Origin of the sequence: Streptomyces lasalocidi (assembly GCF_005280215.1) — a bacterium.
Taxonomy (GTDB): Bacteria; Actinomycetota; Actinomycetes; order Streptomycetales; family Streptomycetaceae; genus Streptomyces; species Streptomyces longwoodensis.
Map to the genome: position 1 here is coordinate 498,009 of NZ_SZNQ01000003.1, position 13,946 is coordinate 511,954.

The window sequence follows — 13,946 nt, forward strand, 5'->3', positions numbered from 1 at the left end:
CGCCGCCCGATCCGAGGGGCGCCGGCGATCTCAGGCCGCGGCGCGGTACTGCGTGAGGTCCGACTTCGCGCGCAGCGTGCGAACGGCACGGCTGGCGTGCTGCCGCAGCAGGTCTCCCTCGTGTCCCATGGACCGGGTGGTCATGTGGCGCTGGTCGGGGCGCTGCGAGGTGGCCAGGTAGTACCGGGCGATGCGCTGCGCCTCGAGCTCCTTGAGCGCTCCGACCTCCACCGCCCACAGCAGCAGGTCGAGGACCTCTGTCCTGGTCTCGTGATGCGACAGGGCCGGCTCGTCGACGTCGACGAGCTCCATCTGGGCGGCCCGCATCAGCAGGTCGGCGAGTTCGACCGTGCGGTGGGGGGTGTCGGGGTCGTCGCTGGAGACGACGTGCGTGTAGCGGGTGTGGTGCTCGGCCGCGGCCAGCGGGGCGACACCGGCGGCGAACTCCTGGAGCTCCTCGACGTCGTCGAGACAGGCGGCCAGGGTGCGGCGGGCGAGCTGCAGGGTGTCGAGGGCGAGGTTGTTGAAGATCCGCCAGGGCCGCCGGTCGAGCGGGTAGGTGCGGACGACCTCGAAGGCGGCGCCGAAGACGGCCGCGCACACGTCGTCCCACGGCAGGCCGGTACGGCGCTGGGTCTTGGCCATCAGGATCGCCTTGGGCAGTAGGACCCGGACCGTGATCCTCCACGCGAGGTGGGAATCGAAGCCGGCCCCGGCGGCCTGCTCGACCAGCAGGTGCATCACGCGGTCGTGCTGGTCGAGCCTTCCGCGGCGGTGGAGCTCGGAGATCTTGTCGACGACGTCCTGAGGCGTTGCTGCTCCGGCGAGGTCGGCGTGCTCCTCCGCCCAGAGGGCCACGCGGTCGGCTGCCCTCAGGTCGCGGCAGAGTACGTCCCAGTCGCGGTTCATCAGGGAGATCGTGGTGTAACGGGTCACGGACTCGGAGGAGTCGGTTGCCGGGGTGTGCTGGGTGGTGGCCACGTCCGTGTCCGTCCTTTCGCGCCATCTGGTCTCGATGGCGCTCACACTCCCGACGGCCCCCTTGACCGCGGTCTGACCGCGATTGCGGCCTGACGGGGTCAAGGGGAAACCGGCCTTGCCCACTTGCCGGCCCCGCTGGGCAAGGGGGCCGTGGTCAAGGGGTGGGTGGAGTGGTCAAGGGGGGGTGTTCAAGCAGTGGGGTGGATGGGCGCGCCCCACTTCCACCGAGAGCGGGAGTGCAGACCACTGTCAGTGGATGGACTGCGGCGCACCGGCCCGGCTCCTTCCACTGGATTGGATGGAGCACACCGAGTGGATGGACATACCCCATCGCGGGACGCTCCTGTCCACCCGCACTCTGGCCACCCGGTGGGTCACCGCCCCCACCCCTCCGTTCATCGCGACGGACGCCACCGCATACTCGGCCTGGAGCCCGCAGGCTGCCACCGCCTCTGCACAGCGTCCTGTACGACTCCGGCGCGCGCTCGGGAGGAAGTCTTGTCCGGCCGGGCCGCCCATCCGCCGGCCGAACAGCGCCTCTCGGGTCGGCTGCCGCTGGCGTCGGTGCAGCGCCTCAGCTCACTGGGTGATGCAGGGTCAGTGGCCGCTCAGTAGCAGCCGGGTTTCCCCTTGACCCGGGCCGGGGTCAAGGGGAAACAGCAGGTGCCCCGGCGCATGGTCAAGGGGTGAAGGTGAGGGCGGTCAAGGGGGAGCGGCTCGTGCGGTGAACCGGGTCAAGGGGGTGGAGCGGGGAGAAGGGGATAGTGCCCGAAGGCGTCCGGCGGCGGACACCCCGGGAGGGGTGACGCGCTTCGCTCCGACCGGTCCGTGCTTCGGACCGACGGTGTTTCCCGCCTGTCGTCCACTCCTCATCAGTGGGCTGAGAGTGGGTGCCATCGGTGGAGTGCCATCGGGGCATCGAGTGGTGTCCACCACGTGGATGGACCATGGCCGATCCACCGAATGCTGCCCACCGAGTGAAGTGGGCCGATGGGCGCCACTCGGTGGCGGAGGCCGGGCTCCACTCCACTGAGTGGGCTCCACCGTGCACTGAGTGGACCCGGGGATGGAGCCCACTCAGTGCACGGCGTCGGCGATGGATGGTGGGCCTTGCGAGTGGGCCGGGGTGGAGGAGGCCGTAGCACTGACCCCGGTAGGCGTCCGCTCATCGAGTGGACGCACATCCGGTCCCACTCCGCGTCGGCGTTTTCGATGCTGCAGCCCTGGGTGATGGCCAGTGAGATTTCCCCTTGACCTGGACTGCGTGTCAAGGAGGAACCCGGCTGCCGGGGAGGCTGGTCAAGGGACCGCGGACCGGGGTCCCGTTCATGGGGCGTCGACCACGTCTGCGCCCCATTGTCCGGAACGGCTGGTGAAGCAGCGGTGCGGTTGGTGGCCGTCCCTGCCCCATCGGCGCCTGCGGAGTTGGACACGCTCCGGTGGGTGGGACCCGGCCCCACCCGGCAGTGGCGAGCCTCGACGGGGTAGCGGGCGGCGGCTCACGATGCGGCCCATTCCATCCGGCGGGTCCGGCATCGGACGCAGAGGCCGGTGGAACCGAGCGCCGGACGGGTGCATCCACTGCTGTCCCACCCGCGCATACCTTGCGGTGTGCCGACGGAGATGGTGCGCTGGCACGTCCACCCTCGTGTTCCTTTTGGCATGGCTTGCACCGGGGGGCGGCTGAGTCGGCGGGGTTCAGCACCAGGACGGCGCAGCCGCACTCCGGGCATCGGCCCCGAGGAGCTGCGGGAGTGGACCGCGGGACGGGAGCGCGAAGGGGGGCGGGGTGGACGATGGCGGGAGTGGGGGCGTCGGGCTGCGCGGTGGCCTGGCGGCGGTCGCGAACGATTTCCTCGCACACTGAGCACTGGCGGCCGCTGCTCCACAGGACGCCGGCCTCGCAGTCGAAGATCCGGTGCACCCGTATACACCCCGTACACCATCTACATGCTGGAGCCGCACGCTGAGTATGCGACCGCCGAGAACGGCCACATCCCGATCGAAGCCATCGCCGAGCGCGTCTACGGCAAGCCGTACAACTCGCTGCGCGGCTGTCAGCGGGACGACGAGCACCTCCCCAATGACATCGTGAAGCTGTACGCATTCACCTCCGACGGGGACTACGAGGAGGCACTCGACCAGTTCGATGACGCGAGGGTGTACTTGGGCTGGGACCCCAGTATCGGTGAGGTGGTTTACAAGACCGGCATGACTGAGCTGGATTACTGGCTGAGCATCCGCGTCGCTGACGAGAACACGCCAGCCACTGTCGAGGCGAACCCGCCTGAAACTCAAGACCTTCAGAACGCTGTGTTCGAGAACCGATTTTTCGCCGATCGCGCCTTCTCTCCCTCGCTCAGTTTGGTTCTGGCCGATCTCATCCGGCGCGGCGAGCTCCCGCGCGGTGACTACCTCTTCCGGCACTGGTGGTGAGTGAAATGGCAGCGCCGTAAGGGCCGACTCCCAGCAGCGCCCTGGAGCGGCCTCGCCCCGGCTGTTCAGTAGGCTCTCCTGATCACCGAAGGGGTCCGATGGGAACGAAGAGGCGACGCTGGACGATCTGGGAGCAGTTGTGCGTCCTCACGGCCAACGACGGGTGCTGCATGTACTGCAGCATCCGCGCGTCCGAGAGGATGGATCACGTCATCCCTCTGGCCCGGGGCGGAGCTGACCGCATCGACAACCTCGTACCGGCCTGCCATCGGTGCAATCACAGCAAGAACGACAAGTCGTTCGTGGAGTGGTGGACCCACAAGTGGCTGAAGGGAGCATGGCCCGGCGGCAGAGGAACCCCGCTGCGCGGCGGCCTGGAGGACGCGGGTTTGCGCGAGTTGTACTTGGAGGCCCACCAGCAGGTCCTGCTCATGCTTGAGAACATCGAGACGGTGCTGGACGAGATAGCCGACGAGCGCCGCAGCACCTGGTTCATCTACGGCACCGGCATCGGTTACCCAGACTCCGTGATGACCATCGACCGCTGGCGAGGCTGGTACGGGAGCCGGATCGAGCAGGCCAAAGCCGAGGGCTGGCCCGATCCGCGAGCTGAGCGCCAGCACATTTGACCCGCAAGGCCCAGACAGCCGGGCCTGCGCTTACGTCCGGGCCCCGGCGAGGGACTCCAGCCACCTGCAAGCCCAGTGCGCCCGACTCCACCAGCACACCCACGGTGACTCTTGCCGAGCCCCCGACGCAACTGACGACTCTCCCCCACCCCAGCTCCCCTTCCTCCGACCCGACCCCCGGCTGGTTCGCCAAATGCTCGACACCTACGCCTGGGCCAACCTCGGCCTACTCCCCGATTCTCGGCCGTCGACTGCCGGCCAGCCCTAAACAATCCGCGCGCCCGCGCCCACCTCCTGGGAGCCTTCCGCGACTTCGACGATCAGGTCGAGACAAGCGAGGGGTTGCGGGTCGAGGGCGTACAGGTTGGGGTGAGCGGCGGCGAAGGCGGTGGCGCGGCAGCTGCCCGCGCAAGACCTCGGCCGCCTGGCGCACGCGGAGTTGTTCCTCGCCGACGTCGCCGACGGAGGGGGCCGCGCGCGGTACGACGGCGGGCTGCGGGGGGCCGGCGGCCGGGATACTGCCAGCAGCACCGCTCTCCCCCGCCGGTGCCGGGCGGTCCGGGGCGGCGACGGGCTCGTCTTCCGGCGCTGCCCCCGGACGGGCCGGGCGTCGATCGCGTCGAGCAGGGCGGCGGCCGCGTCCTTCAGGCCCACCGCCTCCGCCGCGCCCGGCAAACTCAGCAGCGCATTGGCGGCGCCGCGCAGACACGACTCCGCGACCTCGGCCGACCGCCGGAGAAGCCCGCTGGCCAGATTCGGCGGGCGGGCCAGCGGCGCCCAGCGGGCGGGCACGCGCCGGGAGACGAGGAACCGGCCCTGCGCAGGTACCGCCCGATGCGGGCCCGGATCGGCGCATCCGCCCGCGGGCGGGAGACCGGCCGTCCCTGGGTGCTGCAGGCCGGGCGGCGCCGGGGGCGTTCAGTCGGTCGCCGCCGGTATCCGGGCGATCTCCGCCTCGCCGGCGTTGATCAGCGCATCGCGCAGCTGGGTGACGGCGTCGGTGTCCGCGGGGTCGGTGAGGGCCGCCGCAGCGCCCCGGAACAGGGAGCAGGCGTGGGGCGGGACGGTAGGCGGGTCCCAGATGTTGGCCGGCCGGGCGACGAGGCGGGCGGTCAGCAGGAGCGCGTCCCGGCTGACCGGGTGGGCGGCGGCGCGTTCGGCGACGGTGCCGGGCGTATGGGGCGGGGTGTGCTCGGCGCTGGCCCGGGCCAGGGGCAGCCAGGCGGCGTCGTCGAGGTCGAGGTGGGCGAACCAGCCGGCACCGGCGAGGGCACCAGTCGGCAGGCCGGCGGTGAGAGCGGCCCGCCACACGGCGGTCACTACGGCGCGTTCCGGTTCGGTCGCGGACCGGGCGGTGGGGCGCGTGAAGTTGAGTCGCCCGGCCGCGATGGCTCCCCACTCCGGGTAAAGGCGGCAGGCTATGACCTGCAGGAGCCAGGAGACGGCGGCCGGGCCCCCGGGGCCAGCCGCGATCTGGCTCAGGACGTCGGCTGGATCGCCGCGGGAGTGCGGGTCGGCGGTGAGGGCGTGGGCAAGGTGCTCGACCGGGCCGCCGGCTCCATTGAGGGGCGCCGCGAGCAGGGCCCGGCGGTCCAGCGCAGCCAGCAGCGGGACGTCGGCGGGCCCGGTGTACAGCCAGGCAGCGGCCGGTGTGGGGCTGCCGTCCAGGGCGGTGAGCGCGGGGCGGTGGTCGGCGGTGAAGCGGGGGGCGTGGTGGTGCAGGGCCGGCAGACGGCGGCCGACGGCGGCGGCCACGGCCGGCCGGGCCGGACCGGTGGTGAGGATCTTGGCGAGGAGGTCCAAGACGTCGGCGGGCATCGCGCCGTCGGTGCGGGCCTGGCTTGCGGCGTAGTCCAGCAGGCACTCCAGCGCGCGCACTGCCAGCTGGGAGCGCGGCTCGCCGGCCGCCGCCTCGTCGTCCCCCGTACCGGCCGGGGCGCGGTGCTCGGCCAGGGCTGCGGCGGCCTCGGGGCGGGTGAGAGTGCCGGCCAGGGTGTGCAGATGGGCCAGGACGTCACGCAGCAGGTCCTCGCCGAGTCCGGCCGCGCCGGCAGGCCGGCGCCAGGCTTCGGCAAGCAGCCCGAACAGCCCTCGTCGGCGAAGCGGCGCACCACGTCGGCCCGGTCGGCGGCCGGCGTCCCGGGTATGGGCGGCTGGGCGCCGGGACGGTGCAGTCGGAGCGCACCGGCGATCGCCTGGCCCAGACTCTCGCCGGGCAGGTGGGCGGCCGCCTGGGCCGCGGTGAGGAAGAACGCGCGCAGGGCCGGAAGGTCCAGGGCCTGAAGGACCGCGGGCACGTCCGTGGTCCAGGCGGCCGGGGCGGTGGCGACGAGGCGGTTCAGGAGGCCCGCGTGGATGTCGGCGCCGGCGTCTTCGGCGGCGGGCAGGGCGCGGGCCGCCGCCAGCGGGCCCTGCGCGGCCGCGAGTTCCACCAGGCCTTCGCCGCCGACGTCCGTAGGTGTCTTGACCGGCTGCAGCGGGACGGCGGTGCGGGGATCGGCCGGGCCGTCGGGTGCAAGGCGACGCAGCGCGGTGAGCAGCGGCTCGTAGCCGGCCAGCAGCCGCGCGAGCAGGACGGGCGACCAGTCCCACACCCTCAGCCAGGACGCGAGCGGCTTGAGGCGGCCGTCCGCACTCTGGGCCTTCCCGGGCAGGACCTCGTCGACGTCGCGGGGGGACGGCGGCATGCCGAGCGCCGCACGGGCCGCCGCCTCCAGCCCGGGCCCGGCCTCGGGCGGGTAAGCGCGCCACACCATCTCGACGAGGCGGGCCGCCTTCGGGTCAGGGTGGCCGGCGAGCAGGCGCGGCACGAGCGCGTACGCGTGCGCTTGCCACTGGTCCGCCTCCTGCGCGCCAGCCTGCGGATCGGGGGTGCGGGCGGTGAGGTGGGCGGCCAGAAGCCGGCGGTGCAGCCATCCGTCCACGGTGGCGATCTTCTTCCACTGCGCGGTGCGCTCGGCCAGCATCTCGCCGGCGTCGGCGTCCGCCGCGGCGAGGCCGAGGACGGCGCGCGCCAGGCGGGGCCCGGCGAAGGCGGCCGGGGCGGTGACGTGGACGTGGTCCAGGTCGTCGTGGAAGACGATGCGCCGGGCGGCCGGGTCGGTGAGCTCAACGTCCCGGGCCAGCAGGGACACGGTCACCGCGCGGATCATGCGCACCCGCGGGTGCGCCACGGCGCCGGGGCCGGCCGGATGGGCGGTCCTCACGAGCTCGTGGAGGAGCCGTCCGAGCAGGTGGTCCGGCAGCCGGGCGGCTTCCGCGTGCTCTACCTGGGGGTGGTTGTCCGGGTCGTCGAGGAGGACCCGCAGAAGGGGCGTCGCGGTGATGTCATGGTGTCGAGCTGGCCCCTGGTGGTGCCGGCGTATTCGGCCAGGGCGGCGCGGTGGTGGTGGGCGCCGGCGTACTCGGCGTCGACGGTGGCTCTCAGCAGGAGCTCGGCCACGAGGACCCAGTCACGGCAGTCACGGTCCCTGTCCGGCGGGGGGACCGCCGCCGCCCATTCCGCCGCCAGGCGCAGCGTCCATCCCACCACCCGCCAGCCGGCCGGCTCTCCCGCCGGGCGGCCGGCGGTCTGCCCGGCGAGCGCCGTGCGCACCAGCGCCGTCGGAACCATGCTCGTGTCGCGGCCGGCCAGGCGCAGCACCACGTCCAGCGCGGGCCGGCCCGCGGCCGCGACCGCCTCGGCGTGCTCGGCGAGCCAGGCGCCGGCCGTCCGCGGGTCGGTTGCGGCGAGGTCCTCGAGGAACGCGGCGGCTGGCCCCACACCGCCGGCCGGTGCGTCGGGCAGCAGCAGATGCGGTGCGTGCTGCTGCAGGAGCGCAAGCCAGGCGGGGGCGGGGCGGGAGCGGAGGAAGAACGCGGTGGCGCGCGGGTCCGCCCACCGGGCCAACTCCAGCGCGTGTTCCGGGCCCGGCCGCGTGAGGGCGGTGAATTCCAGGACCCGCGCGGCGCGGCCGGGCAGTGGCACCAGCAACTCCCGGGCCGCCGCGAGGACTTCGGCATACAGGCGGGCCGCGCGGCCCGCCTCGGCCGCGGCGCCGTGCAGGGCCCCCGACGTCTTGCCGTACACCTCGCCCCACACGCCCAGGGCCTCTTCCTGAGCGGCGCCGAGCTTGACGCCCATCAGCCGCTCGGCGATCCCCGCGGCCCGGCCAGGGTGGTAACCGCCCGGCCGGGCCAGCTGCCCGCGCAGCACCTCGGCCGCCGCACGTACCCGCTCCCACGCCTCCTCAATGCCTGCGGCGCCGGCGTTTGCGGACGTTGGGGTCGGGAGGCCGGCCGGTGTGCGGGGCGCGGCAACCGCTGAGGCGGCCGGCGTGCTTTCCCCTGGCGCGGCGTCGTCCTGTCCGGCTCGGGCGCCGCCGGCAGTCCGGGGGGTGGGTACGGCGAACCCCTTCTCAATCTGCATGGCCTCAGCCTTAAATTGGCATCTGCGTTATGAGGACCTCGACCGAAAGGAGGGCTCGATGCGGTTACGGCTTTCCGTAGAGCCAGTTACGACAACGGAGGCAGAGCTTCGCTCGCTCCACGCGTGGCTGCTCGCCGATTCCCAGGCACGACGATGCGCTGATGTGCGGTGGGATGGGGCAGCTCAGCCGCCAGTCGGCGGGATGGGGCCATTGCTCGATGTCGTCTCACTCGTCATTGGGTCTGGTTTCAGTGCCGCTTCACTGGCCGTGTCGATCCTTCAGTGGCGCGGTACGCGCGGAGCAGGCGCCCCCTCAGTGACTGTGGAGCAACCCGATGGTAGGCGCGTGACGATCAACGACATGCCAGCGGACGAGGCCGAGCAGCTGCTGCGCAGCCTCTTTGGTGCACGGCCGGAGGAGCGCGACCGGTCGTGACAGGGTTGCCCGACCCGGATCGGTCCAGAGTTGTGCTGGTGGGCTCCAGCCGCTTTGCTCAGCTGGCCGACCTACCGGCTGTCTCTGCCAACGTGGCGGTGCTGCGGGACAAGTTCACTTCCGAGGAAGTGTGGGGCCTGGACACCGCCCACTGCACCATCGTGACCGACCCGCGTGAGCCTCGCCTGGTATCGCAGGTAGTCAAGCGGGCCGCCCAAGAGGCAACCGACACGCTGATCTTCTACTATGCCGGGCACGGGTTGATCGACCCGGGCACCGGTGAGCTGTACTTGGCGCTATACGACAGTCACGCGCAAGAGGTCTACGACTCGGCGGTGCCCTACCAGTGGATCAGGCGCCCTTTCGAGACGAGCCGAGCAGTGCGACGCATTGTGGTTTTGGACTGCTGCTACAGCGGCCGAGTCCTGGGCGCGATGTCCGAGGGGCTTGGCCTGGCCGAGATCGACGGGACGTATCTCCTCGCCGCGGCCGCGGAGAACGCGCTCGCCCTCGCCCCGCCCGGCGAGCTCTACACAGCCTTTACCGGAGAGCTTGTGAGTCTGCTGCACCAAGGTGTGCCTGGGGCCAGCAAGTCGCTCACCCTCAACGAGATCTACGAAGGGATGCGCTCATCTTTGCGCGCAGCCGAGCGACCCGAGCCACAGTGCCGGGACCGTAACTCCCTGGGTACAGTGCCGTTCGTACCCAATCCCGCGTACCAGCCACGAACTGCTCCAGATTCCCCCGAATCGACAATGAGGCGGTTCGTTGCCGACATGTCTCACGAACTGCGCACTCCGCTAACCGCACTCACTGCCGTGACCGAGGTGTTGGAGGAGGAAACGGGCCGACTCGATCCAAAGATCGAGCCCGCAGTACGGTTGGTCATCACCGAGACCCGACGGTTGAACGGCTTGGTCGAAAACCTGATCGAGTTGACGAGGTTCGACGCAGGAGCCGCACGGCTCGTCACCGAGGTGGTGGATGTCATCGAGCAGGTGGCCGCTTGTCTCGATGCCCACGAATGGGCGGCGCCTGTCACTCTGGACGCGTCACACCCTCTCCGCGTACGCCTCGACCCGAGGCGTCTGGACGTCATCCTCACCAACCTGATCGGCAACGCACTAAAACACGGTGGCTCACCCGTAACGGTAGGTGTGCTGCCACAGAAATCGGAGTTTCTCATCGAGGTGCGGGACAGCGGCAGCGGTGTCCCCGAGGCAGCCCTGCCCTACATCTTCAATCGCTTCTTCAAGGCAGACAGTCGCCGTCCCCGGTTCGAGGGCAGCGGACTGGGGCTTTCGATCGCTCAAGAAAATGCGCGCTTGATGGGCGGTGACATACAGGCCGCCAATCAAGTGAAATCGGGAGCGATCTTCACACTACGCCTGCCGCGCCGCTCATAGGACACAGCCACGGCGTCGAGCAGGCCGGCGGCCGCGGACTTCAGGCCCACCGGCGCGGCCGGGGCGCCCGGCAGGTTCAGCAGGGCGTCCGCGGCGCCCCGCAGGCACGACTCCGCGATCTCCTGCGGCCGTTCCAGTCCGGTGCCGGCCAGGATTCGGCGCGCGTCCCGCAGCAGGCCCAGCGCACGCACTCCCGGCTCGCCCTGCGCGGTTAGGGCCGCGGCCAAGGCCTCGTCGACGTCGGGCAGTTCGTCCCCGCCGGCCGGCCGCCGCATCGTCTCCTCGCTCACCGGTGCACCGTAGAGCGCGCAGACCTGCGCCCGGGCCGGAACCCACACACCCCACCACGAAGTCGCAGCAGGGATGCGCGAACCGGCCGGCCCCGGCTGGCTTTCCTCCCGGCGGTCTCCGGGGACGCGGGCGGCTGCCGACGCCGTTGATCCACACCCCCACGCCTGCGCCGTGCGCTGCGCCGGCACCGGCGAAGTCCTCACCGTGCTCACCTGGGACCACCACGGGGACGACACCCACACCGCCGTCCACCAGGAGCCGATTGTCTGCTTCGGCGCCTCCCACCGTCCACGCCTCGAACTGCGCTACCTGCGGCGGGCTTCACTTACACGCCCGGCTACCGCGAACTCTGCCTCGACGTGCGCATCTGCGACGGCGAGCCCATCGCGGCCACCGTGGCGTCGCAGGGAGCCTGACCCGGCCGCGTCCCAGACCGCCAGAACAGCCGACGTCGAGCGGTACGGCCTACCTGCGCAAGCGCCGGCCGTCCCAGGACTGCTCCCTTGGACTGTGATTTCTCTCCCCCGACCCGAGAGGGAGTGAAATCTCCCCCATGCAAGGAGGGAGATTTCTCTCCCTTCCTGCAGTTACGGAAGGGAGAGAAATCACCCCCCGCGGAAGACGGGATGGCCACGCAGACCACCGCCAGAGGTCAGCTTGCCTTACAACTTGCCCCACAACATGCCTTACAACTTGCTCTACAGCTTGCCTTCCAACTTGCTCTACAGCTTGCCCCCAGGCTGCGCCCTCGACACGGAAAGCTGCACTTCACGGCGACGGTCAAGGGGGTTGAAGTGCGCCGACTACTTCTCTACGAGACCCCTCAGGGCACGGAGGACAGCAACGAAGAGCCACAGGCGAACGACAGAAGGGAGGAAGCCGGCCGGAGTGAGGAGGAAGCGACGGAAGGGGAGAGCCGCAGAACTGGAGGAGCGAAGGAAAGCGGAACAGAGAGCACCGGCGGACCGACAACAGGAAGCAAGACGAAGAGGCCAAAGAGCGCAAGAGCCGAAGAGACAGAGGAGTAGCCGATGCACAACGACAGACCAGACAGAGACAGACCACGAAGCACGGAGCCAGACAGGGAGAGCGGAAGCGGGGCAACGAGGGACCGTCAACACGAGGCAGAGCCGAGACAATCGGGAGGGGGCGGGGAGTGCAGCAGGTCGCGAAGAGGTCTGCGGAACACAAGCGGCCCCGCCCAGCGAAACGCTGAGCGGGGCGCGAACCAGGAGGGCGGGGAGGGGGTGCGCCGAAAGGGGGCGAGGCGCGCGAGGCTCGGATGCCCCCCACCGGGGGGGCATCCAGCCTTAGAACCAAGTCGCCTCACAGCCGAGGTCGTTTCGGGCAAGGTCCCGAAGCGTGGACAGTTCACCGTGCGCTCCGCACTCAACACATGTGCCGCCGCGCCGGTCCCCGTCGGACTCGAAGTCGCCGATGAGAAGGATGTGCGGGCGAGCTATCGGGGTTTTGATGGTGGACACGACCAGGCCGGACTCGGGGCGCGCGGCGGCGCGCGCCGCGAAGTACTCCATGCGCTCCTGGATGTCCTCCAAGTCCTGCTCGGCGAAAATCCAGGTCAATCGCTCCAAGGAGCCAGGCTCGCCAATCGGGAGTCCGGTCGTGGGGCACATCGCCGACTTCTCCGTGATGGGCTTAGCGACCTTTGGCGATCGGCGAAACAGGGCGAGCACGGAATCTCCCAGAACGCAACAGTCAGTGATAGGCGCTTGGCGGGGGTGGTGTGGCCCGGCCCCGGTGGGTGAGGGGGCCGGGGCCGGGCCTGTGGCGGGCGCGGGCGGCCCTTGGAGGGCGGGGCCGCCCGGCCCTGGTCTGGGGTGTACTGCCGTCTCGCGGAGGGGCTACAGGGGGATCCGGGGGGACTGGGCGTCCAGCCGTGCCATGAGGCAGTCAGGGCAGAGGTCGGACTCCGTCTCGTTGCCGCACTCCTCGCCCCATCCGGGGCAGGTGGTGGTTATCTCAGGCTGGCTGTTGCGCTGCGTCATCCTCGGCTCGTCTCTACTGGTCCGGGTGCCTGGGTAAGGCGTGTGGTGGGCGCGGGCGGCCCCCCCGGGGGTGGGGGGGGGCCGCCCTGCCCTGGTGTGGGGGCTGTGGGGGCTTGTGTGGGGGGTCCGGCGGCCCTGTGGGGGGTTCAGGGCCGCCGGGTGGGGGGGGGGGGGGGGGGGGGGCTGTTCAGGCGGTCTTGTAGCTGGTGAGCTTGTCGGCGAGTTCGGCGCGCATGAGGGCGAGGGCCTGGGCCTTGGCGTCGAGCTTGTTGATCTCGGCCTGGACGGCCTCGGCGCGCTGGGCGTTGAGGAACTTGGCGTAGGTGGCCTCGCGCTTGGGGGTGGCCTTGTCGGCCTGGTAGGTGATCACCAGGCCGGTGACGAGGTCGCGGACCTTCTCGAAGGTCTCCGGGCTGGCGGGCTGGGCGGGGGCGTTGGCCGCGAAGGCCGCGCCCATCATGCGCTTGCGGAACTTCAGCAGCGGCGCGGCCCCGTCGTCCGTCTCGGCGGTCAGGTCGGCCGGGTTGACCAGGTGGCTGCCGACCACGTACGGCAGCTCCATGTCGCCCAGCTGCGGGGCGTCGGTCCGCTCGTGGCGGTCGGTCGGGCTGCCCTTGCCGAACTGGACATTCAGCAGACCCTCGGTGGCCGGGGACAGCTCCCAGTTCGGGTGGACCACGACCGTGCCGATCGGGAACACCCCGTCCGCGAAGACGCGGGACAGGTCGTAGACCGCCTCGCCGTTCTCGCCCGTCTCGACCGAGTACGAGTAGGTGTGACCGGCCGGGGTGGTGAACGTCTTGGTACCGGGCATGAAGATCCCCTCCAACAGGGTCAGTAGGTGGTTTCTCGGCCGGTTCTTCGTTCCCCCGACCTCGTGATAACTACAGTACACAGTGAGACGCAAATACGCAACACCGGAACGGGATCACCCCCACACGCTCATGCCAACCGACCCACAACTAGGAACCTCACTCCGCCACCCCACCCCCGACGACCACCCGCACCCCCCCCCCGAGCCCGCACCGCCAACCCGCCCCGAACCCACCGGAGCCACCCGACCCCCACCCCCGCGCAACCCCGGATCTAACACCCACACCAGCCCCCGACCCGAATCTAACGACACCCCGGAAACTCCCCGCCAACCCGACCCGCGAATCTAACGCCCGTTTTGCGCGCGGCGATTGAAGCGACCCCCGGATCTAACACCCCGATCCGCCGAATCCAACAACCCGCCAACTCCCGAAACGCGAATCTAACGCCACCCGCACACGCGCCCCGGATCGCCACACACGGCCCTCTGGAGCCTCACCCCCGCCACCCCCTTCCCTCACCCCCAACACCTCTGTACGC

11 protein-coding genes are annotated in these 13,946 nt (G+C 70.8%); 4 read left to right on the forward strand and 7 right to left on the reverse strand.

Annotation, left to right across the window (positions count from 1 at the left end; genetic code table 11):
- Positions 1 to 30 precede the first annotated feature (30 nt).
- Entirely contained in the window at positions 31 to 981 is a 951-nt protein-coding gene (locus tag E4U91_RS37840) for a hypothetical protein (protein ID WP_137311505.1), read from the reverse strand.
- Positions 982 to 2,931: 1,950 nt separating this feature from the next.
- On the opposite strand from E4U91_RS37840, the gene E4U91_RS37845 reads away from it, so the two are divergent.
- Complete coding sequence (locus E4U91_RS37845) at positions 2,932 to 3,417, forward strand: hypothetical protein (protein WP_137311506.1); 486 nt, start codon at positions 2,932 to 2,934, stop codon at positions 3,415 to 3,417.
- A 98-nt stretch (positions 3,418 to 3,515) separates the two neighbouring features.
- Complete coding sequence (locus tag E4U91_RS37850) at positions 3,516 to 4,046, forward strand: HNH endonuclease (RefSeq protein WP_137311507.1); 531 nt, start codon at positions 3,516 to 3,518, stop codon at positions 4,044 to 4,046.
- A 918-nt stretch (positions 4,047 to 4,964) separates the two neighbouring features.
- Here E4U91_RS37850 and E4U91_RS38510 read toward each other — a convergent pair.
- The 3 genes from E4U91_RS38510 to E4U91_RS37860 all read right to left on the reverse strand — a co-directional run bounded on the left by E4U91_RS38510 (position 4,965) and on the right by E4U91_RS37860 (position 8,241).
- Complete coding sequence (locus E4U91_RS38510) at positions 4,965 to 5,366, reverse strand: hypothetical protein (protein ID WP_174867977.1); 402 nt, start codon at positions 5,364 to 5,366, stop codon at positions 4,965 to 4,967.
- 158 nt (positions 5,367 to 5,524) lie between these two features.
- Positions 5,525 to 7,252 (reverse strand): hypothetical protein, encoded by a 1,728-nt coding sequence (locus tag E4U91_RS37855; RefSeq protein ID WP_174867978.1) that lies wholly within the window; start codon positions 7,250 to 7,252, stop codon positions 5,525 to 5,527.
- Between the two features lie 59 nt (positions 7,253 to 7,311).
- Positions 7,312 to 8,241 carry a hypothetical protein gene (locus tag E4U91_RS37860; protein ID WP_137311508.1) on the reverse strand — a complete coding sequence of 310 codons (930 nt, stop codon included), beginning with the start codon at positions 8,239 to 8,241 and terminating at the stop codon, positions 7,312 to 7,314.
- A 271-nt stretch (positions 8,242 to 8,512) separates the two neighbouring features.
- Here E4U91_RS37860 and E4U91_RS39735 point away from each other — a divergent pair, with 271 nt between their 5' ends.
- Together E4U91_RS39735 and E4U91_RS39740 are read left to right on the forward strand one after the other, a co-directional pair.
- The gene (locus E4U91_RS39735) at positions 8,513 to 8,890 is read left to right on the forward strand and encodes an effector-associated constant component EACC1 (protein WP_277755385.1); all 378 of its coding nucleotides are present in this window, start codon (positions 8,513 to 8,515) and stop codon (positions 8,888 to 8,890) included.
- On the forward strand, positions 8,887 to 10,296 hold the full coding sequence (locus E4U91_RS39740) for a sensor histidine kinase (protein ID WP_137311509.1): 1,410 nt from the start codon (positions 8,887 to 8,889) through the stop codon (positions 10,294 to 10,296). The genes E4U91_RS39735 and E4U91_RS39740 overlap by 4 nt, the downstream gene beginning before the upstream one ends.
- On the opposite strand, the gene E4U91_RS37870 is transcribed toward E4U91_RS39740, so the two are convergent.
- The 3 genes from E4U91_RS37870 to E4U91_RS37880 all read right to left on the reverse strand — a co-directional run bounded on the left by E4U91_RS37870 (position 10,245) and on the right by E4U91_RS37880 (position 13,407).
- Positions 10,245 to 10,586: a hypothetical protein gene (locus tag E4U91_RS37870; RefSeq protein WP_137311510.1), complete on the reverse strand. Its 342-nt coding sequence runs from the start codon at positions 10,584 to 10,586 to the stop codon at positions 10,245 to 10,247. The genes E4U91_RS39740 and E4U91_RS37870 overlap by 52 nt on opposite strands.
- 1,311 nt (positions 10,587 to 11,897) lie before the next feature.
- Positions 11,898 to 12,179 carry a BAR domain-containing protein gene (locus E4U91_RS37875; protein ID WP_137311511.1) on the reverse strand — a complete coding sequence of 94 codons (282 nt, stop codon included), beginning with the start codon at positions 12,177 to 12,179 and terminating at the stop codon, positions 11,898 to 11,900.
- 601 nt (positions 12,180 to 12,780) lie between these two features.
- Positions 12,781 to 13,407, reverse strand: a complete 627-nt coding sequence (locus tag E4U91_RS37880) for a hypothetical protein (RefSeq protein ID WP_137311512.1) — start codon at positions 13,405 to 13,407, stop codon at positions 12,781 to 12,783.
- Positions 13,408 to 13,946 lie beyond the last annotated feature (539 nt).